This window comes from Bacillus sp. AFS055030 (assembly GCF_002574545.1).
Taxonomy (GTDB): Bacteria; Bacillota; Bacilli; order Bacillales; family Bacillaceae_G; genus Gottfriedia.
Map to the genome: position 1 here is coordinate 1 of NZ_NUGT01000035.1, position 24,937 is coordinate 24,937.

General features: G+C 31.5%; 23 protein-coding genes and 1 pseudogene. 12 read left to right on the plus strand and 12 right to left on the minus strand.

The features are described 5' to 3' along the window. Positions 1 to 153: 153 nt before the first annotated feature. Positions 154 to 1,365 (minus strand): MFS transporter, encoded by a 1,212-nt coding sequence (locus tag CN925_RS14290; RefSeq protein WP_098846899.1) that lies wholly within the window; start codon positions 1,363 to 1,365, stop codon positions 154 to 156. Positions 1,366 to 1,535: 170 nt separating this feature from the next. Here CN925_RS14290 and CN925_RS14295 point away from each other — a divergent pair, with 170 nt between their 5' ends. Together CN925_RS14295 and CN925_RS14300 are read left to right on the plus strand one after the other, a co-directional pair. Then, complete coding sequence (locus CN925_RS14295) at positions 1,536 to 2,207, plus strand: DNA alkylation repair protein (protein WP_098846900.1); 672 nt, start codon at positions 1,536 to 1,538, stop codon at positions 2,205 to 2,207. A gap of 206 nt (positions 2,208 to 2,413) precedes the next feature. Then, entirely contained in the window at positions 2,414 to 3,619 is a 1,206-nt protein-coding gene (locus tag CN925_RS14300) for a D-alanyl-D-alanine carboxypeptidase family protein (protein ID WP_098846901.1), read from the plus strand. Between the two features lie 41 nt (positions 3,620 to 3,660). On the opposite strand, the gene CN925_RS14305 is transcribed toward CN925_RS14300, so the two are convergent. Beyond that, positions 3,661 to 4,671 (minus strand): inorganic phosphate transporter, encoded by a 1,011-nt coding sequence (locus tag CN925_RS14305; protein ID WP_098846902.1) that lies wholly within the window; start codon positions 4,669 to 4,671, stop codon positions 3,661 to 3,663. Between the two features lie 11 nt (positions 4,672 to 4,682). Further along, positions 4,683 to 5,303: a DUF47 domain-containing protein gene (locus CN925_RS14310; protein ID WP_098846903.1), complete on the minus strand. Its 621-nt coding sequence runs from the start codon at positions 5,301 to 5,303 to the stop codon at positions 4,683 to 4,685. Between the two features lie 327 nt (positions 5,304 to 5,630). Here CN925_RS14310 and CN925_RS14315 point away from each other — a divergent pair, with 327 nt between their 5' ends. The 5 genes from CN925_RS14315 to CN925_RS14335 all read left to right on the plus strand — a co-directional run bounded on the left by CN925_RS14315 (position 5,631) and on the right by CN925_RS14335 (position 10,896). Next, complete coding sequence (locus tag CN925_RS14315) at positions 5,631 to 7,025, plus strand: aldehyde dehydrogenase (RefSeq protein ID WP_483295201.1); 1,395 nt, start codon at positions 5,631 to 5,633, stop codon at positions 7,023 to 7,025. Between the two features lie 115 nt (positions 7,026 to 7,140). Next, positions 7,141 to 8,115, plus strand: coding sequence for an ABC transporter ATP-binding protein (locus CN925_RS14320; protein WP_098846905.1), 975 nt, complete (start codon positions 7,141 to 7,143; stop codon positions 8,113 to 8,115). After that, positions 8,112 to 8,963: an ABC transporter permease gene (locus CN925_RS14325; protein WP_353616072.1), complete on the plus strand. Its 852-nt coding sequence runs from the start codon at positions 8,112 to 8,114 to the stop codon at positions 8,961 to 8,963. The genes CN925_RS14320 and CN925_RS14325 overlap by 4 nt, the downstream gene beginning before the upstream one ends. Continuing rightward, on the plus strand, positions 8,964 to 9,770 hold the full coding sequence (locus tag CN925_RS14330) for an ABC transporter permease (RefSeq protein ID WP_098846906.1): 807 nt from the start codon (positions 8,964 to 8,966) through the stop codon (positions 9,768 to 9,770). 79 nt (positions 9,771 to 9,849) lie between these two features. Then, positions 9,850 to 10,896, plus strand: coding sequence for a polyamine ABC transporter substrate-binding protein (locus CN925_RS14335; protein ID WP_098846907.1), 1,047 nt, complete (start codon positions 9,850 to 9,852; stop codon positions 10,894 to 10,896). 42 nt (positions 10,897 to 10,938) lie between these two features. On the opposite strand, the gene CN925_RS14340 is transcribed toward CN925_RS14335, so the two are convergent. Then, a complete protein-coding gene (locus CN925_RS14340; RefSeq protein WP_098846908.1) occupies positions 10,939 to 11,364 on the minus strand; it encodes a MarR family winged helix-turn-helix transcriptional regulator in 426 nt (141 codons plus the stop codon). 199 nt (positions 11,365 to 11,563) lie between these two features. Between CN925_RS14340 and CN925_RS21785 the strand changes: the two are divergent. Further along, positions 11,564 to 11,753 (plus strand): annotated as a pseudogene (locus tag CN925_RS21785) (histidinol dehydrogenase); the annotation flags it as partial. Between the two features lie 259 nt (positions 11,754 to 12,012). Here CN925_RS21785 and CN925_RS14350 read toward each other — a convergent pair. After that, positions 12,013 to 12,654 (minus strand): YitT family protein, encoded by a 642-nt coding sequence (locus CN925_RS14350; protein WP_286138364.1) that lies wholly within the window; start codon positions 12,652 to 12,654, stop codon positions 12,013 to 12,015. A 578-nt stretch (positions 12,655 to 13,232) separates the two neighbouring features. Here CN925_RS14350 and adhE point away from each other — a divergent pair. The 3 genes from adhE (at position 13,233) to CN925_RS14365 (ending at position 17,543) form a co-directional block, all read left to right on the plus strand. Beyond that, on the plus strand, positions 13,233 to 15,836 hold the full coding sequence (gene adhE / locus CN925_RS14355) for a bifunctional acetaldehyde-CoA/alcohol dehydrogenase (RefSeq protein ID WP_098846910.1): 2,604 nt from the start codon (positions 13,233 to 13,235) through the stop codon (positions 15,834 to 15,836). Between the two features lie 98 nt (positions 15,837 to 15,934). After that, positions 15,935 to 16,843 carry an RluA family pseudouridine synthase gene (locus CN925_RS14360; protein ID WP_098846911.1) on the plus strand — a complete coding sequence of 303 codons (909 nt, stop codon included), beginning with the start codon at positions 15,935 to 15,937 and terminating at the stop codon, positions 16,841 to 16,843. Positions 16,844 to 16,853: 10 nt separating this feature from the next. After that, positions 16,854 to 17,543: a copper homeostasis protein CutC gene (locus CN925_RS14365; protein WP_098846912.1), complete on the plus strand. Its 690-nt coding sequence runs from the start codon at positions 16,854 to 16,856 to the stop codon at positions 17,541 to 17,543. A gap of 92 nt (positions 17,544 to 17,635) precedes the next feature. On the opposite strand, the gene CN925_RS14370 is transcribed toward CN925_RS14365, so the two are convergent. From CN925_RS14370 to phaQ, 7 genes are all read right to left on the minus strand, one after another. Continuing rightward, positions 17,636 to 18,457 (minus strand): CAP domain-containing protein, encoded by an 822-nt coding sequence (locus CN925_RS14370; RefSeq protein ID WP_286138367.1) that lies wholly within the window; start codon positions 18,455 to 18,457, stop codon positions 17,636 to 17,638. Between the two features lie 549 nt (positions 18,458 to 19,006). Further along, positions 19,007 to 20,104, minus strand: coding sequence for an SDR family oxidoreductase (locus CN925_RS14375; protein ID WP_098846913.1), 1,098 nt, complete (start codon positions 20,102 to 20,104; stop codon positions 19,007 to 19,009). Positions 20,105 to 20,894: 790 nt separating this feature from the next. Beyond that, positions 20,895 to 22,259 (minus strand): N-acetylglucosamine-specific PTS transporter subunit IIBC, encoded by a 1,365-nt coding sequence (gene nagE / locus CN925_RS14380; RefSeq protein ID WP_098846914.1) that lies wholly within the window; start codon positions 22,257 to 22,259, stop codon positions 20,895 to 20,897. 181 nt (positions 22,260 to 22,440) lie between these two features. After that, a complete protein-coding gene (locus CN925_RS14385; protein ID WP_098846915.1) occupies positions 22,441 to 22,629 on the minus strand; it encodes an alpha/beta-type small acid-soluble spore protein in 189 nt (62 codons plus the stop codon). Positions 22,630 to 22,715: 86 nt separating this feature from the next. Next, positions 22,716 to 23,165: a MaoC family dehydratase gene (locus tag CN925_RS14390; protein ID WP_098846916.1), complete on the minus strand. Its 450-nt coding sequence runs from the start codon at positions 23,163 to 23,165 to the stop codon at positions 22,716 to 22,718. 57 nt (positions 23,166 to 23,222) lie between these two features. Next, positions 23,223 to 23,732 (minus strand): hypothetical protein, encoded by a 510-nt coding sequence (locus CN925_RS14395; protein WP_098846917.1) that lies wholly within the window; start codon positions 23,730 to 23,732, stop codon positions 23,223 to 23,225. Between the two features lie 47 nt (positions 23,733 to 23,779). Further along, the gene (phaQ, locus tag CN925_RS14400) at positions 23,780 to 24,199 is read right to left on the minus strand and encodes a poly-beta-hydroxybutyrate-responsive repressor (RefSeq protein ID WP_098846918.1); all 420 of its coding nucleotides are present in this window, start codon (positions 24,197 to 24,199) and stop codon (positions 23,780 to 23,782) included. A 207-nt stretch (positions 24,200 to 24,406) separates the two neighbouring features. On the opposite strand from phaQ, the gene CN925_RS14405 reads away from it, so the two are divergent. Continuing rightward, positions 24,407 to 24,919, plus strand: a complete 513-nt coding sequence (locus tag CN925_RS14405; protein WP_098846919.1) for a polyhydroxyalkanoic acid synthase subunit PhaR — start codon at positions 24,407 to 24,409, stop codon at positions 24,917 to 24,919. Positions 24,920 to 24,937: the final 18 nt, after the last annotated feature.

Consider the following 24,937-nt stretch of genomic DNA (forward strand, 5'->3'; position numbering starts at 1 on the left):
TACTTCCTCATAACAGGTTTATAAGGAAGTAAACCAGCTAAAATTTGAAAGTTCCTTACTCACGACCAATTAGCGTAGTTGAGAAGCTCGTTTTTCAACATAATAAATAAAAGGCCGTCATATAGACAGCCTTTTAAGAAAATAAATTCCTACTTAAACAGATTTTTTTCGATCATTTGGCAGCATAAAAGCTACTAAACCTAATAGTGGTAAGAAGCTACATAAATTCATTACAAATTTTAGGCTAGTCGCATCAGCAATTACACCTAATAATACTGCTCCTAGAGCACCCATCCCAAATGCTAAACCAACTATTAATCCACTTACTAAACCAACTTTACCAGGAACGAGTTCTTGAGCGTAAACAACAATAACACTAAAAGAACTTGAACTAATGATTCCTATTAAAAATAATATTGGAATAACAGCCAGCAAAGAGATATGAGGTAATAATAAGGCTAATGGGAATGTACCGACTAGTGAAAATAAAATCATATTCCGTTTTCCGAAACGATCAGCTAGCGTTCCACCTATGAAAGTACCAATTACACCTGAAATCATAAAGATAAATAAATACAATTGTGTGCTTTTAATTGATAAGCCATAACTTTTAATTAAGTAAAACTGATAATAATTACCAATGCCTGCTGAGTACCACGAACGTGCAAATGTAATAAATACTAGGAGTATAATAGCAAATTTGACAGCTGATGTAATGTTGATGTTTTCAACTGAAGATTGACTTTTATTTTTTAATTTAAACGGGTTTTCTTTCAGTTTATTTCGATACCATGTGGATACGTAAATTAAAACACAAATCCCAATGGCAGCTAAGAGCGTAAACCATGCAGCACCTTTTTGTCCTAGTGGTACGAAAATTAATGCTGTAAAGATTGGCGCCAGTGAGTTCCCTGTATTCCCTCCTACTTGGTAGATAGCTTGTGAGAGTCCTCTTTTTGAGCCAGACGCTAAAAACGCTACTTTTGAGCCTTCTGGATGGAAGATGGCAGAACCAATCCCAATTAATAGAACTGACAATAATACAATAAATAAATTAGGTGCAAATGCTAAGCAAAGCATTCCTAATAAACTCGATGCCATTCCAATCGGTAAAAGAAATGGTGAAGGCTTTCGGTCTGAAAAAATCCCAAAAACGGGTTGCATTACAGAGGAAGTCATATTTAGCGCAAAGGCTATGAATCCAATTTCTGTATAAGTTAAATTCATTGTCTTTTCTAAAATTGGAAATATGGCTGGTACAACTGCTTGCATAGAGTCATTTAATAAATGACCTAAACTGATTGCAAATAAAATTTGATACATTGTTGATTGATTAATAACCTTTGTATTAACTGCTGGTTGCATAATATCCTCCTTTCCTATTGACTTATCTATCATAAACTAATCTTCGGAAAATTTACATAATTTTGCCTCATACACTTTTCATTAAACTTTATGCTCATTTATAATAGAAGAAATGATTAAAATAAACTTAACTAAGTAGTACTACTTAGTTAAACGTTAGGGAGTGAATAATGGACAACTATTCAACAGAGTTAATGAGATTTTTTAAAGAACACAAAAATAATGAAAATCGTCACGCTATGGAAGCGTATATGAAAAATAGATTTACCTTTCTAGGAATAAAAGCACCAGAACGAAATGCACTCTTGAGACAGTTTAGATTGAGTAATGGTGAACCACCAAATTTAGAATCAATAATCGATATTTGGAGCTTAGAAGAAAGAGAATTTCAATATATTGCATTAACATGTTTAGATCGTCAGTTAAAAAAAGCAGAGCTAGAACGGATTAAATTATATGAACAACTTGTAGTTGAAAAGTCTTGGTGGGATACCGTTGATACAATTGCTGGACGATTAATTAGTTATCATTTATTAATCTATCCAGAGTTGATTGATGAGTACGCAAATAAATGGATCTCTTCGGATAATATGTGGCTAAATCGAGTAGCGATATTATTTCAGATGAAATTTAAGGACAAAACTGACCAGGAGCGTTTATTTCATTACTGCCGTCTTCTCAAAGAAAGCAAAGAGTTTTTCATTCAAAAAGCAATAGGTTGGGCATTGAGAGAGTATTCCTATATCAATCCAAATGAGGTTGAATTGTTTATTATACAAACTAATTTATCACCTTTAAGCAAAAGGGAGGGATTAAAATATATTGATAAATTAAAGAAATAGATGTCGATTTTCCGGGAAATAACCGATCTAATTTAAGTAAAGACTATTGAAAAATAGGTTAGTTGAGACCTTATTCTTAAAAAGGTATAATAGGTGCATTATTGTTTTCAAACACTTCTCTATTATCAAGAGTGTTATTTAAATTTGAGTTATGTAACCTGTACAAAATAACTAAATGAAAAAAGTTCAAAGGAGATTTAGTGTTTATGAAATCGACTTTTAAAAATATGATTAAATTATGCCTTTGTTTTAGCTTAATTAGTGGCTTCTTTATTCAAAAAAATGTACATGCAGACGAAATAAACTTATTTAGTGATAAAGCAATTTCAATATTGGCCGATAGTGGGGAAGTAATTTATAGTAAGAACGCAAATAAAATTGATTTCCCTGCTAGTACAACTAAAATAATGACCGCAATGGTTATGATGGATCATTTAAAAGAGATTGATAAAATTCAAATGACAAAAAGAAGTATCCAAGAAGAAAAAAGTAATTCCCAAATTCTTTTTTCTGAAGGAGAAGTTTTAGATCGAAATACAGCTTTAAAGACAATGATGATTTTAAGTGCCAATGATTTAGCATATGCTATAGGTGAAAGAGTTGGCGGAAATATGGACCACTTTGTAAAAATGATGAATGAAAAAGCTAAAATGATTGGCGCAAATCAAACAAATTTCATGAATCCGAATGGGCTTCACAATGTAAATCATTATACAACTGCTCATGATTTAGCTTTAATTACAAAAGAAGCTCTAAAATATCCATTAATTATGAAAGCAATGGGTACAAAAGCTGCTCATATTAGTACATCTAAGCAAAAGAATGTATATATTTATAATCGTGGAAAAATGTTTAAAAATCCTTATTTTTATGCGGGGAAAACTGGTTATACTGATGCTGCTAGGAATACTTTAATTGAAATCGATAAAAAAGATGGCCAAATGATTATTAATATTTTATTACGCTCATCAAAACCGCAATATCTACAAGATATTAAGTTATTAGATGCCTATGCATTTTCAAGAATCCATCAAAAAACGCTTATAAAACAACGTGATTGGCAAAAGGAATTAAAAATAAGAAATGATTTAATTCAAACAAAAATACCTAGCGATTTATCCTTTTTGACTGCACTAGGCACGAATACAAATTACGATATTAAATTAAAACGGTTAAATGCAATAGATCAGTCATACAAGGAAAATGGAATATCCAAAAATCAGAAACTTGGACAAGTTGAAATATGGGCCAATAACGAAAAACTTTTCAGTACGGAGCTACTAGCTGCAAAATCATATGATCGACCGACAATACTCTCTCTGAATACTTTTATCATAGCAGGAACGGTAATTTTACTACTGCTGTTTATATTTTTTATTACAAAACCTAAAAGGAAAAGAGAATATATGTAATAAAAAGGCGAAACGTAAAAATACGATTCGCCTTTTTATCATTAAAGTAAGATTAGTTTTAAAATTTGATAGAAAATTGCAGCTACTGTTGCTGAAATTGGAATTGTAATAATCCATGTAATTACCATACGTTGAGCAGTGCCCCAGTTTACATCTTTAACACGTTGAGCAGAACCTACCCCCATAATAGAAGAAGAAATTACATGAGTAGTACTTACTGGTAAATGTAAAGCAGTAAATGTGAAAATAATAGCTGCAGAAGATAAGTCAGCTGCCGCACCATTAATTGGGCGAATTTTCATGATTTTTCCACCAACAGTTTTAATGATTTTCCATCCACCAACTGATGTACCAATAGCCATTGCCATAGCACAACCGATACGTACCCATAAAGGAACATCTGCGCCTGCTGGTTCAATTTTTGCAGCTATTAAAGCGATCATGATAATTCCCATAGCTTTTTGTGCATCATTTGTACCGTGAGTAAATGACTGTAAAGAAGCTGTGAAAATTTGGACTAATCTAAAGCCTTTATTCGTCTTAGAAAGATTAGCACGTCGGAAAATAGTTGCTAAAATTGTCATAACGATAAATCCAATTGTAATAGCAATAACAGGGGAAATTAATAAAGCTTCAATAATTTTAATAAAACCGTCCGCCTCTAAAACGCCAAATCCTTTTGCAGAGACAGCGGCACCTGCTATTGCACCAATGATTGCATGAGAAGAACTACTTGGAATACCAAAATACCAAGTTAATAAGTTCCAAAAGATACCGCCTAATAAAGCTGCAATTACGACAACTAGTCCATCTGAACCTTGAATTGTAATCGGATCAACGATACCATTTGTAATCGTTTTTGCAACACCTGTAAAAGTAATCGCACCAATGAAATTCATTATTGCAGCTAATAAAATAGCTGTACGTGGCTTTAATGCTTTTGTTGAAACTGACGTTGCAATTGCATTAGCAGTATCATGAAATCCATTAATAAAATCAAACAGGAATGCAAAAATCACGATTAAAATCGTAAGTAAATATAAATGCTCCATTTTATGACTCCTTACGCATTTCGCATGATAATTTGCTCAAGTGTGTTTGCTACATCCTGTGCACTATCAGCTACAGATTCTAGATTTTCGTAGATTTCTTTATACTGAATAATTTTAATTGGGTCTTTTTCATTCATAAATAATTGTTTAATTGATGTACGTAATAGCTCATCACATTGAGACTCGTAATCCTTAATTTTAATTGCATGAACACGGATCTCTAATAATTTTTTATTTGAAAGTAATTTAACTGCATGTAAAATTTCTTCAACAGCTTTTTGAAGAATATCAACGAATTTAACCATATATTCATCAGCAGACGTGATTGAATACATTTCAAATCGTGCTGAACAATGTTCGAATCCATCTAATACATCATCCATTTTCATTGCAAGTTGTAAAATATCTTCTCGCTCAATTGGAGTAATAAAAGTTTTGTTTAATTCAACGATCAAAGAGTGAATAAATTTATCACCTTTTGTTTCATATTCTTTCATTTCTTCTTGAAACTTCTTTAAGTCGCTTGCATTTTTTATTTTAAAATCAACGTAATACTTTGATGATACGTGCAAATTCTCTGCAATACCTAAAAGCTTTTCAAAGAATACATCCTTTTTTTGTCCAAAAAACATTATGATTCCTCCAACTAAAACATATAATTTATTATCACCTTCACATTTGTCAGTTAATTTTATAATGTCAGAAACTATGTAAAAAATGTCGAAAAAAGTAAAGGTCACGTTAATAATAATAATTGGTTTTTGAAATTAATCAATTAAAAACGTCTAATTAATTTACAAATTTACAATATCTTTACATTCCTTTAACAAAGTTAATATTTCGATTTCTACATTAGTTAATATAAGGAATAGTATTCACAGAATAATTGACTTTATGTGAGATTTTAATTTAGCATAGGATTATTCGTTTAAACTATTGGACTTAAAAAGGATGTGATGATGATTTTGGAAAGTACATATAAGGCATCTGAAATTAAACATTTAGTATCTATGCAAAAAGAATTTTTTCAGACTGGTTTTACAAAAACTTCAAATTTTCGAATAGAACAATTAAAAAAGTTATATAAATCGATCGTAGAGAACGAGGATGAAATAAAGAGCGCTTTAAAAAAGGATTTAAATAAGTCAGATTTTGAAGCCTATGTAACTGAAATAGGATTTACATTAAAAGAACTATCGGAAGCAATTAAACATCTTAAAAAATGGATGAAGCCTAAAAAAGTTAAAACTCCAATTACGCATATTGGAACAAAAGGATATATTTACAAAGAACCGTATGGAGTAACATTAATTATTTCACCATGGAATTATCCTTTTCAATTAACGATGGCTCCATTAATAGGTGCAATAATTGGCGGGAACACTGCAATTATAAAACCATCAGAATTAACACCAAATACATCAATCATTATTAATAAAATAATTAATGAGAATTTTGATAAACAATATATCGCTGTAGTTGATGGTGGAATTGAAGAAAGTACGATTTTATTACAACAAAAATTTCATTTTATCTTTTTTACAGGCAGTGTTCAAGTTGGAAAAATTGTGATGGAAGCAGCAAGTAAAAATTTAACGCCACTAATTCTTGAATTAGGTGGAAAAAGCCCAACAATTGTACATAACGACTCGAATATTCAATTAGCTGCGAAAAGAATTGCTTGGGGAAAATTTACAAATGCAGGGCAGACTTGTATTGCTCCAGATTATATTTATGTTCATAAATCAGTTAAAAAGGATTTTATTAAAGCATTAAAGAATGAAATAGTTCAGTTTTATAGTAATAAACCTTTACTTAATAATGATTATACAAAGATCATCAGTGATCGCCATTTTAATCGTTTGGTTAGCTTTTTAAATAATGGTGAAATTCTACATGGTGGGGAATTTGATCAATTATCTCATAAAATTGAACCGACTTTAATTTCTGATGTATCTTGGGATTCACCAATTATGTCTGAAGAAATATTTGGTCCAATTTTACCAATCCTTACTTATGAAAATATGGATGAAGTCATAAATGAAATTAATCAACACCCTAAGCCATTAGCACTATACGTCTTTACAGAAAATAAACAAATCGCTCAGAAAGTAATTGAAAGAGTTCCATTTGGTGGAGGATGTGTAAATGATACCCTTTATCACATGGCAAATCCTAATTTACCGTTTGGTGGTGTCGGGGAAAGTGGTTCAGGAAATTATCACGGGGAGTACAGTTTTGCTGCTTTTACACATGATAAAAGTGTCCTTTTACAAACGACTAAAATTGACTTGAAAATTAGATATCATACAACAAAAAACGCTTTACGGTTGATTCGTAAATTGTTAAAATAAAGGTTAAATATGACTATTTTTCTAGCTCCTTGACAAAAAGGGGCTTTTTATATGTTGAAAATAAATTATTCATTTCTACATAATAATAAAATATTACTAAAGATGGGACGGGAAAATGAAAAATATAATAGAAATTGAACAAGTAGAGAAAAACTTTAGTGAAAATAATGTGATTTCTCCCCTTTCATTAGAAATTTATTCAGGAGAGTTCTTAACAATTTTAGGACCAAGTGGTTGTGGGAAAACAACACTCTTAAGAATGATTGCTGGTTTTGAAGAACCATCGTCAGGTGTAATCAAATTAAACGGAGAGGCAATTAATAATTTACCTCCATATAAAAGGGATATGAACTTAGTGTTTCAACATTATGCATTATTCCCTCATATGAATGTTGAAAGAAATATTCAATTTGGATTAAAAATGAAAGGTATTTCGTTAGAAGAGCAAAAGGTCCGTGCTGAGGAAGCAATGAGATTAACTCAATTAACTGAATTTAGAAATCGTAAACCTAGTCAATTATCAGGTGGTCAACAGCAAAGGGTTGCAATCGCACGTGCAATAGTGAACAATCCAAAAGTCTTATTATTGGATGAACCATTAGGAGCACTTGATTTTAAGCTTCGCAAAGATCTACAAAGAGAACTTAAAAATCTTCAGCGTGAATTAGGAATTACTTTTATCTATGTAACACATGATCAAGAAGAAGCGATGAGCATGAGTGATCGAATCGTTGTTATGAATAAAGGGAAAATCGAACAAATCGGATCACCGAAAGAAATTTATCAAAACCCAGCAAGCAAATTTGTAGCTTCATTTATCGGTGAAAATAATTTCTTTGATAAAGGTGTGAAAGAAATTGCGGTTAGACCAGAAAATATTAAAGTTTCACATACTACAAATGAGAATAATCCTTATTCAGGCATAATAAGAGATGTAGAATTTGTAGGGACTTTAAATAAAATCTTTATCGATTTAAATAAACATAAACAAACGATTATTGTCTATCAAATGCCAGACCAAACAAGTTTTAATAGAAATGATCATGTTGAAATTAGTTGGAGGTCGGAAGATGAGGTGATTATGTATTGAAAAATGAAAAGTACATAATTGCACCTACGATTATCTGGCTATTAGTATTTTTTCTAGTGCCTTTATTATTAATTTTTGGTTTTGCATTTATGAAAAATGGAATGTATGGGGAAATTGAAAAAACATTTACTTTAGAAAATATTGTAAAAGTTTTTGACCCACTTTATTTAAAAGTTTTATGGACAACTTTTTGGATTGCTTTAGTAACGACAATAATTACTCTTTTGATTGGATATCCTTATGCATATACAGCTACAGTTGTAAATGAAAAATGGCAGAGAGTTTTACTATTATTAATCACAATCCCTTTTTGGATAAATTTCTTAGTTAGATCGTATGCATTAATTGTTATCCTTCGTTCAAAAGGAATTATTAACTCTTTATTAATCCAATTAGGGATTATAAAAGAACCTTTACAACTACTTTATAATACACCATCAGTCATAATGGGGATGGTCTATACATTATTACCATTTATGGTATTACCGATTTTTGTTGCCATTGAGCAGTTAGATAACCGAAAATTGGATGCTGCAAACGATTTAGGAGCTACGCCATTTCAAACCTTTATATATGTCACTCTTCCATTAACGATGAAAGGGATTTTTGCAGGTAGTATATTAGTTTTTGTAGCTTCATTTGGAATGTTTGTTGTTTCAGATGTAATGGGTGGATCAAAAGTTGCTTTAATCGGAAATGTTATTCAAAATCAATTCTTAGCAGCGAGAAACTGGCCATTTGGTTCTGCACTTTCAATATTCTTAGTCATTACGTCAATTGGTTTAATTGGACTTTATTATTTAGCTACAAAAAATATTGGTGCTGATAAAAGTAGAGGTGAGAAATAAATGAAAAAACCTATACTTATTGGATTTTCAACAATTATTTTGATTTGTTTATATTTACCAATCTTGATTTTAATCCTATTTTCATTTAATAAATCAAAGATTAATGCGCAGTGGACTGGTTTTACGTTTGACTGGTACTTAAATTTATTTCAAAACCCACAAGTTATTGATGCTTTTATGAATAGTTTATTTATTGCCATTGTCACGACAATCCTTTCAACAATTCTTGGTACTATTTGTGCACTTGCTTTACATAAGCATAAGTATAAATTTACTAATTTTATTAGTGGGCTAGTTTACTTACCAATTGTCGTTCCAGATATATTAATGGGACTTTCATTACTAATATTATTTACTAATTTTCATATTGAATTAGGAAGTATTACCATTATTATTGCTCACGTCACATTTTGTATTTCATATGTAATTATTCTCTTAGCAGCTCGACTTTCAGGAATGTCATCTGATTTAGAAGATGCTGCAAGTGATCTAGGTGCTACACCATGGCAGACATTTAGATTTGTAACTTTACCGGCGCTAATGCCTGGAATTATTGCTTCTGCACTATTATGTTTTACATTAAGTATTGATGATTTTGTCATAAGCTTTTTTGTTTCAGGACCTAGTTCAACTACATTGCCAATTTATATTTATGGAATGGTTAAAAAAGGTGTAACTCCTGAAATAAATGCAATTTCGACGATATTAATCGTTACAATTATATTCTTAATGGTAATTTCTGAGGTGTATCGTACAAAAGGTATTAACAATCAAGAAAAATCAGAGAAAAAATCCTATATTGTTTAAAATCGAATTTTGTAGAGTAGAGAATAAAAGGCATACTGGATTAATGTGCCAGATTATAAGGAGGTAGTCTGAACGAATTATGAGTATATTTAGAAAAACTGCAGCAATTTTAATTTCATTAGGCTTAGTAAGTTCGCTATTATCTGCTTGTTCAGTTGGAAAAAAAGAATTAAATATTTATAGCTGGGCAGATAATTTTGACGAGAAAGTTTTAGAGTCATTTGAGAAGAAATATGATGTTAAAATTAATTATCAAGTTTTTGCAAGTAATGAAGAATTGTATGCAAAACTAAAGGCTGGCGGTTCGAATTATGATGTAATCCAACCTTCAGATTATATGGTTAAACTAATGATTCATCAAAATATGTTGGCTAAATTAGATAAAAGTAAAATGCCAAATTTAAATAATATTTCTCCAGAATATACAAATCAAGAGTTTGATCCAAATGGGGACTATTCAGTTGTTTACACTGGTGGATTAACGGGGATTGCTTATAATCCAAAATATGTAAAAGAAAATATTGATAGCTGGAACGATCTATGGAACCCAAAATACAAAGGTCATGTAACGTTACTTGATGACAATAGAGAAGTATTTGGAATGGGATTAATTAAAAATGGTTATTCAAATAGTTCAACAAATGAAGACGAATTGTTAAAAGCTTATAGCAATTTAAAAACATTAACTCCTAACCTATTAGCATTTGACACGGATACAGTAAAACAAAAGTTTATTACTGAAGATGCATGGATTGGTCAAGTATGGTCCGGAGATGCTGCCTATATTCAAAAAGAGCTTAAAGATATTAAATGGGTTGTACCAAAAGAAGGATCTTCAAGATGGGCAGATACTTTGGCCATACCAAAAGATGCTAAACAAAAAGATTTAGCCCAGAAGTTTATTAATTATTTATATGACCCAAAAGTAAGTGCACAAAATTATGAGGCGATTGGCTATGCTGATCCAAATAGTAAATCAGAACCGTATCATTCGGCAGAGTATAAACAAAATCCGTTTATTAATGTAACAAAAGCACAAACGGATGCTACCAACTGGATTAAAGATGTCGGGGACCAAACAGAATTATATGATAAGTATTGGACAGAATTGAAAACTGGTAAATAAATAATTCAAATTAAAAAGGTTATCTTCTAGGAGATAACCTTTTTAGTTTGAGATTAATTTGTTTAATAAGAATCGAAATTGATCTCTTTCACTATGTGAAAGATTTTCGAATAAAGTTTGCCATAATTCTTGTCTGAAATTGAAGATTTCTTCAACCAACCGTTTTCCTTCATCAGTTAATTCAAGCCATGTAACTCTTCGATCTCGGCTATCTCTTTTTCGAGAAATTAAATGATTATCAACCAATTTATTAACAGCAGTTGTAATAGAACCTGAAGATAATCCAATTTGTCTTCCAAGTTCTGAAGCAGTAATTTTTTGATTTTTATAAATTAAATATAAAAGCAAATACTTTGGTGGAGTTAAGGAGTTTTTAACTTCCTCATCAGTTTTTTGCCAGTTTTTTCGAACTCGAATCATTAAACTTGTTAAATCATCTAGAAGAAGTTTGTCGTTATCGGTTAGCAAGGCAGAATCCACCTCCTAAATTATGATTAAAAGTTATTAATAAAGTTGGATTGTACGTATAGGTTACCAATTTTCTAAATTATTTTCAAGAATGCAAGGGATTTAGCTAAGTTTTTTAAATTTGTCAAGTTTTGTCTGTATAGTATCTATAGTGTTTTGTAAATAGTATGATAAAAGACATTGGTAGGGGTGAAGTTCAATGTTTAAGTATTTTAAGTTTAAAATAAATGATACTGTTCAATTTGTGAAGAATGATGGTCATTTCTATCGAGTGATCGGGTACAGGATCGAAAAAAGTATTTATTTAAATGATGAGTACAGTAGCATTATTTACGAACTCTTACGAGAATTTGATGGTCTTCAAGTTGACGCTGAAGAAGATGAATTAATAAGCGTATCGAACTTCGATGATTTCTACGGTTCAATGTTTGAGAAACTTGGCACATTTACAATTAAGTTTGCTAAAAAGCAGGAAGAAGGAAAGAAAACAAGCATCGGTAATGCCACATCTGTAGACGAGCTATTAGATAAATATAATGATTATCGAAGACTAGCAATACTTTTTAAAGATTGTCTTTACGATCTAGCTGCCGAAAATGTTTTAAATGAGCTCACCGATTTTTCAGAATCAAAAAAAGATTACATGCATTAAGCATGTAATCTTTTTTCATTCGTTTTAATTGTAACAGATTCTTTTTGAAATTTACTTTCATAGACCAATTCTGTTACTTTCGCACAGATTGCAACAGAAAGAATGGTATATCCTACTTCATTCCAAGAAAGGTAAGATAGTGAGCAAAGAAGTATTATAGCATCAAAAATAAAATATACTTTACCGATCGATATTTTTGATTTTTTGCTCATTATGATTGTGATTAAATCATCTCCACCAGTTGCACCACCACTTCTTAGAATTAACCCTAAACCAAGTCCAGCGAAAATTCCACCTAAAATAGCGGGTATCCAAAGATGACTTCCAAAATTAAATGTAAAATTAGAAGATGTTTTTTCTATTATAGAATAAAAAACAGAAAACGAAATTGCACCGATAGTCGTATTAATTAATAATTTTCTACCTAAATACAATCCAGCGATTAAGATAATTGGAATATCAAGTAGCAAGGTTGTAATTGAAGGTGATATATTTAGAGCGTTTTTTACTAATAAAGCAATACCAATAAATCCACCTTCAGCTAAATTATTTTGATAATGAAAATGATACAGTGTAGTGGCTAAAATAAATGAACCAACTAAAATCATTAAGGTCTCACCCAAACGATTGTTACTCATTGTTATTTCCTCTTTTCGTAGTTAGTAGTTAAAAGTAGCTTATAAACTAACTACGTACATATAGAGCTCGTAGTTAGTTTTTTGGCTTTCTAACTACATAGCTATATATCATTGAAGAAATAACATAATCGCCTGTCAACCATAGTTTCGCCTACCTTCAGTTTTATTTTAGAGTTCTTTTGGTTCTCTAAATTAAAACTGCTAAGTGTAGGATAAGTCTTTACGTTGCCAAATGCTCCTTCGAGCAATCATGGTTACACGTCCTTTATACCAGTTTTGTTAGAAAAATCTAACAGGTGAAAAATAAGTTCAATGAGAACTTATTCTTAATTTTATCATATGCGAAAATATTTGAAAAAAGAAAAGAATTAACAAAAATCTACAAAAAGTTAAAAGTAAGGAAAGAAAGGAAAATATACAAAATGTGAAATATTTCACAAATTAGACATAGCAATTTCAATCAAAAGGATATATATTATATTTGTAAATAGAATTGTGAAATATTTCACAATTATAAATCGGACATAATGAAGCTTCAATATGGTGATTACTGTCCGACATCAGAGGAGGAGAGCCAAATGGCTGTTCAAGAAAAAATTGTAAATGAAATTAGTAACGCTTCTGAAATGGTAAATGATTTAGTCGTAAAAGGACAAAAAGCATTAAAGGAATTTGAAAGCTTTAATCAACTTCAAATCGATGAAATTGTACATTCGATGGTTCTAGCAGGTTTAGATCAACATATGCCACTAGCAAAAATGGCAGTTGAGGAAACAAATCGTGGAATCTATGAGGATAAAATTATTAAAAATATATTTGCGACTGAATATATATGGAATTCAATTAAAGATAATAAAACAGTTGGGATTATAAGTGAAGATCAGCAAACAGGAATAACTGAAATTGCTGAACCTGTAGGGGTTATTGCAGGGGTCACACCAACAACTAACCCTACATCAACTACTTTATTTAAAGCAATCATTGCAATAAAAACAAGAAATCCAATTATTTTTGCTTTTCATCCTTCCGCACAAAAATGTAGTAGAGAAGCAGCGAGAATTGTTCGTGATGCAGCAGTTAAAGCTGGAGCACCAGAAAACTGTGTTCAATGGATTGAAGTCCCTTCAATAGAAGCAACAAAATGTTTAATGAATCATGAAGGAGTAGCACTTGTTTTAGCAACTGGTGGTGCTGGTATGGTTAAATCGGCTTATAGTACAGGAAAACCTGCTTTAGGGGTTGGACCTGGTAATGTACCATGCTATATTGAGAAATCTGCTGAAATAAAATCTGCAGTGAATGATCTAATTCTTTCAAAAACATTTGATAATGGCATGATTTGTGCTTCTGAACAAGCCGTTATTGTAGATAAAGAAGTTTATAATGAAGTGAAAGCAGAATTAAAAGCAAATAATTGTTATTATGCTACAAAAGAAGATAAAAAGAAATTAGAAAAGCTTGTCATAAATGAAGCTACATGTGCTGTAAATGGTGACATAGTTGGTAAATCTGCATATGAAATTGCTAAGCTTGCTGGCATTATTGTTCCTGAAGATACAAAAATTCTTATTGTTGAATGCACAAGTGTAGGTGCGAAGGAACCTTTAACAAGAGAAAAATTAAGCCCAGTTTTAGCAGCAATTAAAGTAAATGATAAAGAAGAAGGATTTAAACGTTGTGGAGAAATGTTAGAGCTTGGTGGATTAGGACATTCTGCCGTTATTCATAGCAATAATGAAGAAATTCAAAAAGAGTTTGGATTAAGAATGAAAGCATGTCGTGTCATAGCAAATGCTCCTTCAGCACATGGTGGAATTGGAGATTTATATAACGCCTTTATTCCTTCTCTTACATTAGGCTGTGGATCGCATGGTAAAAACTCAGTATCGTCTAATGTAACAACTGTACACTTATTAAATACTAAAAAATTGGGAAGAAGAAATATGAATATGCAATGGGTCAAACTACCACCAAAAATTTATTTTGAAAAATATTCAACACAGTATTTAGAAAAAATGCCTAATATTAAAAAAGCATTTATTGTAACAGACGAAGCAATGGTTAAACTAGGTTATGTTGATGTGATTAAATATTATTTAGAGAAAAGACAAGGAAATGTTCAGATTGAAATCTTTTCAGATGTAGAACCAGATCCTTCAGATGTTACTGTAATAAAGGGTGCAGATAGAATGATATCATTTGAACCGGACACGATTATTGCTTTCGGCGGTGGATCAGCAATGGACGCAGCTAAAGGGATGTGGATGTTCTTTGAATACCCAGAAACTACTTTAGACGGACCTAAACAAAAATTCTTAGATATTCGAAAAAGAGTTTATAAATACCCTAAATTAGGTCGTAAAGCGCAGTTTGTAGCAATACCAACTACTTCTGGTACTGGTTCAGAGGTTACACCTTTTGCTGTAATTACTGATAAAGCAAATAATATCAAATATCCTTTAGCTGATTATGAATTAACCCCTGATGTAGCAATTATTGACGCTCAATTTGTATCAACTGTTCCTAAAAGCATTACAGCAGATACAGGTATGGATGTATTAACACATGCAATTGAAGCTTATGTAAGTGTTTTAGCAAATGATTATACAGATGGATTAGCATTACAAGCTATTAAATTAGTATTTAAATATTTACCTAAAGCATATGAAAATGGGAACGATCTTGAAGCCCGTGAAAAAATGCATAATGCTTCAGCGATCGCAGGTATGGCGTTTGCAAATGCGTTCTTAGGAATTAACCACAGTTTGGCGCATAAAATTGGAGCGGAATTCCATATCCCACATGGCAGAGCAAATGCAATATTAATGCCGCATGTTATAAGATACAATGCAAAGAAACCAACTAAGTTTACAGCATTCCCTAAATATAAACATTTCATTGCTGATGAACGATATGCTGAAATTGCTCGTTTCCTAGGACTACCAGCAACAACAACTCAAGAAGGTGTTGAAAGTTTAATTGCAGCAGTTATTAATTTAGCTAAGGAATTAAATATCAATATGAGTATCGAAGCACAAGGAGTTACTGAAAAAGAATTTTTAGAAAAAGTTTCCTATTTAGCTGATCGTGCATTCGAAGATCAATGTACTACTGCAAACCCAAAACTACCTCTAGTAAAAGAATTAGAAGAAGTTTATCTGAATGCTTTCAAAGGATGTTAATGAATTTACATTTTCCATTAAGAAGCACTTAAACAGGTGCTTCTTTTTTTTGCTAATTATTTTGATATAATAGCCATATCGAAAGTGGTGATTAAAAAATGGAGTTAAAGAAACAAAATTCATGGTTTAAGGTAATAATAGGTGTTGAGCATAAAGATCAAACAGTTGAGTCCTATTTAAAAAATGTATGGCAGTTTCCAAAGAAATTGTTACATGAATTAAGGATGGCAAAAGGTTGTAGAATTAATGGAGAAATTAAACCTTGGAATACATTCCTTTTAAGTGGTGACCAAGTTGAAATTCAATTGTTCAAAGAGGAGGATTATGGTGTAATTCCGCAAGATCAATCGATTGAAATCTGTTTTGAAGACGAACATATACTTATTGCTAATAAACCTATTGGGGTCGACACACATCCTAATGAAAAAGGACAGTTAAATACATTAGCAAATGGGGTAGCATTTCATTTCCAACAAAATGGATTAAAAACAAAAGTACGTCATATACATCGCCTTGATAAAGACACGACCGGCGGAGTCGTATTTGCTAAACATGCATTGAGTAGTGCAATTTTAGATTCAATGTTAAGCCAACGTAAAATCAAACGTACTTATACAGCTATAGTTGAAGGGAACGTTAAATCAGCAAAAGGTACTATAGATGAAGCGATTGGAAGAGATCGACATCATCCTACTAGAAGAAGGGTTTCAAGAAATGGCGATAAAGCAATTACACAATATAAAAAAATAAGATATCTATCAATGATGAATGTAACAATATTAGAATGTCAGTTAGATACTGGTCGTACACATCAAATCCGAGTTCATTTAAGTTTTTTAGGTCATCCATTAATCGGAGACTTATTATATGGTGGGAAACAAAATTTATTGAATCGTCAAGGATTACACGCTAGTAATGTACAATTTGTGCATCCTTTTACGAAAGAAAATTTATCAATTCATATCCCATTTCCATCGGATATAAAACGAATACTTAACGAAAAGTGAGATGAATGAAATGTTATTAGAAGTTATTGCCACTAACGTAAAAGATGCATTAGATGCACAAAGGTTTGGGGCAAATCGAATCGAATTAGTTACTGGGATAAAAGAAGGGGGCTTAACACCAAGTTATGCGACAATTAAACAGGTTGTTCAAAATGTCTCGATTCCAGTACATGTCATGATTCGACCTCATAGTCGGTCTTTTTTATATGACCAGTATGATCAAGAAGTAATCCTAAGTGATATTAGTGTATGTAACGAGCTTGGAGCTGCTGGTATCGTTTTTGGTGCTTTGACAAAAGAGAATACAATTGATGAGGATCTGTTAAAAAAAGTAACGGCTCGAGTAAAAAATATGAACTTAACATTTCATAGAGCAATTGATGAATCAAATGATCTGTTAGCAGCGATTAATACATTAAAAAATTACCCTGAAATTACGCATGTATTAACATCTGGTGGTGTTGCTAGTGCTATTGATGGGAAAGAAATAATAAAAAATATGATTGAACTGACAAGTAAATCGCATATAAAAATTTTAGCAGGAAGCGGATTATCCATTGAAAATATAACAGACTTTATAGAATATACGAATGTAGAAGAAATACATTTTGGTTCCGGTGTCCGAAAAAATAACTCTGCAATTGAAGAAATAGATTCCTCATTAATGGAACGTTTACGAAGAAAGTTAATCCGAGGCTAAAGTCAAATAATGTTAGAATACATCAACGTTTTTTTCACATAATAAAAAAAGTAGTCCGGATAAACGGACTACTTTATATAAAACTTTACTGATTATTTACCGATGAATTGTTGAGTCCAAGCATTTGATCTTGAATCATAACCAACACCAATTTGATTTAAGTTAGGATTTAAGATATTTGCACGGTGACCAGCACTGTTCATCCAAGCAGTAACTACTTCTTCAGGAGTTCTTTGACCTTTAGCAATGTTTTCTGCTGCATAGTTATAAGAGATTCCGAATTGTTTCATCATATCAAATGGTGATCCATAAGTCGGTGAATTGTGATCAAAGTAATTTTTGTCAGTCATATCTTGTGATTTTAAACGTGCTGTTTTAGATAATGTTGCATTTACAGTAAATGGTTTTAAACCAGCTTTTGTACGTTCAGCATTTGTTAAATCAACTACTTTTGATTCGTAAGCTGATAATGATGCTGAATTTGATGGATTTGATGGTGTAGTTGGTGTTTCAGTTGACGGAGTTGTTGGTTTAGCTGGTGTAGTTGGTTCCGCCGGTTTTGTTGTAGGTGTCGCTGGTTTAGCTGGCGTTGTTGGAACTGTTGGTTTTGTAGTTCCAGGGTTAGCCGGCTTAGTCGTTGGAACTTGTCCAGATTGTTGCTTCATAGCATCTTGAAGTTCCTTCATATCAATACCATTAGAAGTAAATAATTTATTTAAATCGATTTTAATAGTACCATTTGTAGTTGATAAGTTTGGTAGTTTAAAATAATGGAATAAAGAATTATTTAAATTAATATGTTGTGTATATGATTTAGTTGTATCCTTAGTAATTGTTTCTGCGTTTACGGCACCTACAGGAGCACCTACTAATAGAGTAGCAGCCACAGTTGATAAAGTAATGATTTTTTTCATGTTCGTTCTCCTCCAATTGTTTGGTTATCGTCTCGCTGTACAAGTAATACTTTAGCATGAAAACGGATGACATAATTATGGGAAAAAATGGCGAGGAGAATTTGAGGATTTTTTTGGTAGTACTGTTTTAATACAGAAATAAAAAAGTCGTTGTTATAACTACTATTTTACTAGAATGTTATTAAAACATTATCTTAAATTTTTTCCTGAAATTTCCACTGAAAAAATTTAAACTTAAGAAATAATCATATTTCCACGTTATAATACAGGAAGAAAAATCCATTTTTGTTGTTATTCAGTTACGATTGTAATCTTTCTGTAATGAACGTATTGAAGGTGCATAATTTGAAATTATTTTTGACTTAGAGCTAAGTAAAAGAGGTTGTATCAAACCACTTAATTAAAAAACGTCAAATTAAAACGCAAGAATGCTGTTAAATCAACATTCTTGCGTTTTGTTTATAAATTTCAAGGCTAAAATCTACCTTTTGGGACTGTCTCTTGATTTTTTTCCTTCATATATATAGAAGCGAAATAACATAACTAGATTTACTTAATTAATACATGCTTTTCTGTTACTGCCTTATTCACTTTATAATAATCTGTAATAACAGGAAGTATATCTTTAAAGTCCGGACATTTGATACTTGTGTTTTGTAAATCAGTTAAAGTATTCATACAATCATATTCGGAATAACAATTAAAATAAGATATTACCTCTTTTTCAACTTTAAGTAAACGTCTAATGAAAGGAATGGAAAGGAGTGGATTAATTATTTTCATTGGAATAATTCCTACGGTAGTTTTGTTTAAGTAATAGGAAAGAAATTCTTTATATATATCTTGTACAAGGTAAGGAGAGGGATCTGTAATTTGATAAGTTTTGTTAACTCCGATTTTTGCATGACTCAAATAGTAAACAGCGTCAATTAAATAGTCGATTGGAATGAAATTGCAATATGCATTATCTTTACCTACTTGTGGTATAGGTAAATAGCGAAGTTTTGTGAAGAAGTTTAAAATGAAATATGGTCCATCAAATTTACTTGTCTCACCAGTTTCTGAATGACCAACTACAATTCCAGGCCTGATGATGGTGATTGGAAGTTGGGTTTTTAGCTTCTCAACTTCAATTTCGGCATAATACTTCGTTTCTTCATAATAGTTTTTAAATGTTTGTCCCATTTCTAATTCATGTTCATAAATTCTTCCTTCACGAGTTCCCGACACATAGCTAGTACTAAAATAGGTGTAACGCTTCAAAAATTTCAACTTAAGTGCGAAATCATTTACGTTTATTGTTCCTTTCACATTTACTTCATATGCAATCTTTTTAGGCACTGCAAGGTCGTATATTGCAGCCAAATGAAATAAGTCTGTTATATTATTAATAAGTTCATTTTGAGTTATTAAATTAAGTCCAAAGTTTTTCTTAGTGATATCACCAGTTAAAAGTTCTATTTTTAAAAGAGTATAATCTGGATATTTTTGATCTAATGTAAATAAAAAATCTCGGCATTGTTTTTCAGTATTAGGAAGAATGAGTAAATAAATTTTTTGAAAAGACATTTCATTATCAAGAATTTTAAGGAGTAAATGTTTTGAAATAAATCCGGGAAATCCAGTAATAAAGTACGTTCTTTCCATCTTAGTCACCTACTTTATGTAAATTAAACTTCTTTGTTTATTTTATTAAAGTGAAATTCATTTAATGTAATATTCTGTTCAATATTATTTTAAGAAATTGCCTAAAAAGTACCGCATGAACCGTTTAAGAGGAAGTGAAATTTTAAATAGTGTCTGAAGAACCCCTTAAAAGGAAGTATAATTCATGATTTAACTTAAAAAGTACCGCATGAACCGTTTAAGAGGAATTAAAATGCAAGGAATAGCATAAAAAGTACCGCATGAACCGTTTAAGAGGAAGTATAATTCATGAAATAGCTTAAAAAGTACCGCATGAACCGTTTAAGAGGAATTAAAATGCAAGGAATAGCATAAAAAGTACCGCATGAACCGATTAAGAGGAAGTATAATTCATGAAATAGCATAAATAGTACCGCATGAACCGTTTAAGAGGAAGTAAAATGCAAGAAATAGTCTAAATAGTACCGCATGAACCCTTTAAGAGGAAGTAAAATGCAAGAAATAGCATAAAAAGTACCGCATGAACCGTTTATGAGGAAGTATAATTCATGAAATAGCATAAAAAGTACCGTATGAACCGTTTAAGAGGAAGTAAAATGCAAGAATTAGATTAAATAGTATCTCAAGAACCCCTTAAAAGGAAGTATAATTCATGATTTAACTTAAAGAGTTTCACATGGCCCCGTATGGAAACTAAAGTTCAAGACTTAGCTCCCTAACTAATTGTGATTCCTTATGAGTTGCAAGAAAAAAGCTTGCCCATTCGGACAAGCCTTAAAATCAATTACAATTATTTTACTTGTTTTTTCAAGTCTTCAGCAACAAACTCTACGTTTGTACCAACTACTACTTGTACGTTTTTATCGTCTAATTTAATAACTCCACGAGCACCTGCTTTTTTAAGAAGTGCTTCATTTACTTTAGAAGCATCTTTTACTTGTAAGCGTAAACGAGTTGTACAGTTATCAATATTTGTTAAGTTTTCTTTTCCACCTAAAGCTTGTAGGTATAATGAATCACCAATTTCAGTTGTTACTTCATCAGTTTCAACTTCTTCGTCTTCACGACCTGGTGTTTTAATGTCAAATTTCTTAATTGCGAAGTAGAACACGATAAAGTAAATTGCACCAAAGATTAAACCAATTAGAAGTAACAGAATCGGTTTTGTTGCAATATTGTAGTTCAGGATGTAGTCCATGAAACCTGCTGAGAAAGTAAACCCATCTTTAATTCCTAAAGCATTTACGATACCCATTGATAAACCAGTTAAGATTGCATGGAATGTATATAGTACTGGAGCAATGAACATGAATGCAAATTCAATTGGTTCCGTAATACCTGTTAAGAAAGATGTTAATGCAAGTCCAATAAACATACCTGAAACAGTTTTACGTCTTTCTGGTTTCGCAGCAGCGATCATAGCAAATGCAGCGGCTGGAAGACCGAACATCATAATAGGGAAGAAACCAGTCATGAATGCACCAGCAGATTTGTCACCAGCGAAGAATCTGTTTAAGTCACCGTGAACTAATTTACCAGCAGCATCAGTAAAGTCACCTAAGTTGAACCAGAAAATTGTATTTAATACGTGATGTAATCCTAGTGGGATTAAAATACGGTTTAAGAAACCGAATACTGCGGCCCCGATTGGACCAATAGCAATAATCCAGTTACCAACTGAGTTAATTGCATCTTGAATTGTTGGCCATACATAACCAAATATACCTGCTAATACAAGCATCGTAGCTGATGTTATAATTGGAACGAATCGTCGTCCACTAAAGAAACCTAGCCATTCAGGTAATTTAATACCACTGAAACGGTTGTAAAGAAGACCAGCTATAACCCCTGTAATAATACCACCAAGAGCAGCCATATTAATATCTTTATTTATCGTAGTTGTTCCTGCAGTTAATACAAAGTAACCGATTGCACCTGCAAGACCGGCGGCTCCATTTCCATCCTTTGAAATACCGATTGCAACACCGATAGCAAAGATTAATGGAAGATTAGAGAAAATTGCATTACCAGCAGCCGCCATAAACGGAATGTCTAGTAAATCTGGTTGTCCAAAGCGCAGTAAAAGTCCTGCTGCTGGAAGCACAGCGATTGGTAGCATTAATGCTTTACCAATGCGTTGTAAAAAACTAAGCATAATGTTTTCCCTCCGAAAATTATTATAATGATTACGCTTTCAATATTAACTTAAAACGCTCAACTTGTCTATACAACTAGTTAAGATAAAAATTTCTATTTTCTTCCAATAAAAATAAAAATAAAAGGGGAAGAATTAAATCTTCCCCTATATTAAGCCATTTTATATAGTTTTATTTAAATCAAACACCCTTTAAATGACTTTGCGCTTGAGCAATTAAACGTTTAGTGATTTCGCCACCAACTGAACCATTTGAACGTGCAGTTGTATCAGATCCTAAATTTACTCCGAATTCATTAGCGATTTCATATTTAAATTGATCAAGTGCTTGCTCTACACCTGGTACTAATAATTTATTTGTTCTAGCCATGATAAATTCTCCCTTTCTGTAAGTAATAGCTTACAATTCTATTTTTTACATTTAGGGATTTCTCATGCTTGGTAAATACAGTCATATTAGGGTGATGTTAACTTTTTAACCAACGCTGAGCCTTCAACGACGAGTACATTTTCTTGATTATATACATTCGTTTGGAGCGTTAATAATTTTTTATCATCTCTTTTACGTATCACACTAACGATTACTTTAATTGTGTCATTAATTTTTACTGGTGCTTTGAAAAATACTTCTTGAGATAGGTAGATGGTGTTTTTACCGGGTAGTTTTGTACCTAATACTGAGGAAATAAAGCTGCAAATCAACATGCCATGTGCAATTCTTTCTTTAAAGATGCTTTCTTTTGCAAAATCATCTAATAAGTGAATTGGATTTACATCTGTTGAAATTGCAGCAAATTGTTCGATTAACTCGGCAGTAATTTTTACTTCAAGAGTAGCTTCATCACCAACTGATATGGAGTCAAAATGAACTTCCTGTACATGTCTTGCACTTTCGAAAACATTCATTTTGTTTCATCCTCTCCTTGATGAAATACCTAGCTAATCAAGAAAATTGTACAATTATTATAGTTTAGCGAATGAGAATTCTTGTAGGTTTTTTAACCAATCTTCTTGAGTTTTTTGGAACTGTTGATACATGTTCGTCCAAGCAGTGTAAGGTGAGTTAGTTAATGGTTGTTTAAAAAATTGTTGGAATAATTGTTGTTGTTGATTTGAAAATGTACTCATAGCTTGAAAAAACGGTTGATATGGGTTTTGATTCATATTCGTCCATAAAGATTGAAATGGAGCAAACTGATCAAATAATTTTTTCCAAGTTTTTTCATAAGTCTCTTGATTAATTGTAGGCTTAATTTCATTTAATAATTTAATCATTTCTTGGAATTGTTCGTATGACTCTTGTTGTTGTACTTGAACTTGATCGTTTAACGTTTTCCATTGTTTTGCTTGTTCTTGAAATAATGACTCTGTCCATTGTTGGATTTGTAATTGATTGTCTAATAAATATTGAAGCATTTTTTGAAAATTCTCAGCTGCAAGTTCAGTTTGTAATTCGATTGTTTTTTCAGTCATTAGTGTTTCCTCCAAAAAAATTTATTATTGAATGCATTGCTGCAATTTCAATCATCTTTAAAACTTTGATCAGAGTTGCTAAATGGAAAGAATGAATTTGTATAGATCGAAAAAAATGTTTGGAGCATCTGATTATATTGAGTAAATGAATTATGGCAAGTTTTTAAATATTCCTCTCCGGCATCTGTGATTGAGTAAATTCGTTTTGCCGGACCTTCATTTCCATATTCCCAACTAGATTTAATATAACTATCTTTTTCAAGTTGCCTTAGAATTCGATAGACATTACTTGAATCAAGCGTAGTAAAACCTAAATCAAATAATACTTGCATTAATTTATACCCATGCATATTCCATTGCTTAAGGCTAAGAAGTAGAAAGGGAACTAAGAAGTTTTTAGGCAATGTAATCGATTCAGAAGTTTCGAGTTTATTTTTTTTACTTGTTTCCTTTTCATTTGTTGTCATAAAGTACTGTTCCCCCCTATATCGTAGTAATGGAATCATTATCCCTTAGGTGTAATTTACACTTAGTTAAATTTATTGTCAATGTATTTTAAATATAATGAATATTAAAAAACAAATTTCGACAGAAGATGTAGAAATATCGCGAAAACATTGGATTGTTTTGTCGTTAACTTGTTTTCTATACTTAAAATAGTGAGGGGGATTAACATGTCAGAGCAAAATTATTCAGATCCATTAAAAATGTGGAAGCAAATGTATGATGTTAATGAAAAATACTTTGGAAAAATGATGAACGAATATGTTCAGAAGGAAGAATTTTCCGAGTGGATGGGTTCTGTAATAGATTTTAATCTATTCTGTAAAAAGATGTTGAATGATCAATCAAAAACGTTCTTAGAGGCTTCAAATATTGCTTCTAAAGAAGATATTGCAAATGTAGCTAGCTTAGTGATTAATTTAGAATCAAAAGTAGATACATTAGAAGATCAATTATTTTTAGATTCCCAACCCGAGTTAGATGTTCAAGCATTGAAAAAAGAGCTAGACATTGTGACAGTTAAACGAGATCTTACAAAATTAAAAGCTGAAACCAAATCAATTCATCAACAAATTAGTGAGTTAAAGTCTTCAATGGAAAGCGTTGAGCAACTAAAGTCTTCAATGGCTAACATTGAACAACTTTTACAACAATTAACGACTAAACAACCAACAAAACAATAACTAGTTAAAAAAGGAGAA

Coding starts and splice junctions, on each gene's coding strand:
- CN925_RS14290 (WP_098846899.1), bottom strand. CDS start 1,365: ATGCAACCAGCAGTTAATACAAAGGTTATTAATCAATCAACAATGTAT.
- CN925_RS14295 (WP_098846900.1), top strand. CDS start 1,536: ATGGACAACTATTCAACAGAGTTAATGAGATTTTTTAAAGAACACAAA.
- CN925_RS14300 (WP_098846901.1), top strand. CDS start 2,414: ATGAAATCGACTTTTAAAAATATGATTAAATTATGCCTTTGTTTTAGC.
- CN925_RS14305 (WP_098846902.1), bottom strand. CDS start 4,671: ATGGAGCATTTATATTTACTTACGATTTTAATCGTGATTTTTGCATTC.
- CN925_RS14310 (WP_098846903.1), bottom strand. CDS start 5,303: ATGTTTTTTGGACAAAAAAAGGATGTATTCTTTGAAAAGCTTTTAGGT.
- CN925_RS14315 (WP_483295201.1), top strand. CDS start 5,631: ATGATTTTGGAAAGTACATATAAGGCATCTGAAATTAAACATTTAGTA.
- CN925_RS14320 (WP_098846905.1), top strand. CDS start 7,141: ATGAAAAATATAATAGAAATTGAACAAGTAGAGAAAAACTTTAGTGAA.
- CN925_RS14330 (WP_098846906.1), top strand. CDS start 8,964: ATGAAAAAACCTATACTTATTGGATTTTCAACAATTATTTTGATTTGT.
- CN925_RS14335 (WP_098846907.1), top strand. CDS start 9,850: ATGAGTATATTTAGAAAAACTGCAGCAATTTTAATTTCATTAGGCTTA.
- CN925_RS14350 (WP_286138364.1), bottom strand. CDS start 12,654: ATGAGTAACAATCGTTTGGGTGAGACCTTAATGATTTTAGTTGGTTCA.
- adhE (WP_098846910.1), top strand. CDS start 13,233: ATGGCTGTTCAAGAAAAAATTGTAAATGAAATTAGTAACGCTTCTGAA.
- CN925_RS14360 (WP_098846911.1), top strand. CDS start 15,935: ATGGAGTTAAAGAAACAAAATTCATGGTTTAAGGTAATAATAGGTGTT.
- CN925_RS14365 (WP_098846912.1), top strand. CDS start 16,854: ATGTTATTAGAAGTTATTGCCACTAACGTAAAAGATGCATTAGATGCA.
- CN925_RS14370 (WP_286138367.1), bottom strand. CDS start 18,457: ATGAAAAAAATCATTACTTTATCAACTGTGGCTGCTACTCTATTAGTA.
- CN925_RS14375 (WP_098846913.1), bottom strand. CDS start 20,104: ATGGAAAGAACGTACTTTATTACTGGATTTCCCGGATTTATTTCAAAA.
- nagE (WP_098846914.1), bottom strand. CDS start 22,259: ATGCTTAGTTTTTTACAACGCATTGGTAAAGCATTAATGCTACCAATC.
- CN925_RS14385 (WP_098846915.1), bottom strand. CDS start 22,629: ATGGCTAGAACAAATAAATTATTAGTACCAGGTGTAGAGCAAGCACTT.
- CN925_RS14390 (WP_098846916.1), bottom strand. CDS start 23,165: ATGAATGTTTTCGAAAGTGCAAGACATGTACAGGAAGTTCATTTTGAC.
- CN925_RS14395 (WP_098846917.1), bottom strand. CDS start 23,732: ATGACTGAAAAAACAATCGAATTACAAACTGAACTTGCAGCTGAGAAT.
- phaQ (WP_098846918.1), bottom strand. CDS start 24,199: ATGACAACAAATGAAAAGGAAACAAGTAAAAAAAATAAACTCGAAACT.
- CN925_RS14405 (WP_098846919.1), top strand. CDS start 24,407: ATGTCAGAGCAAAATTATTCAGATCCATTAAAAATGTGGAAGCAAATG.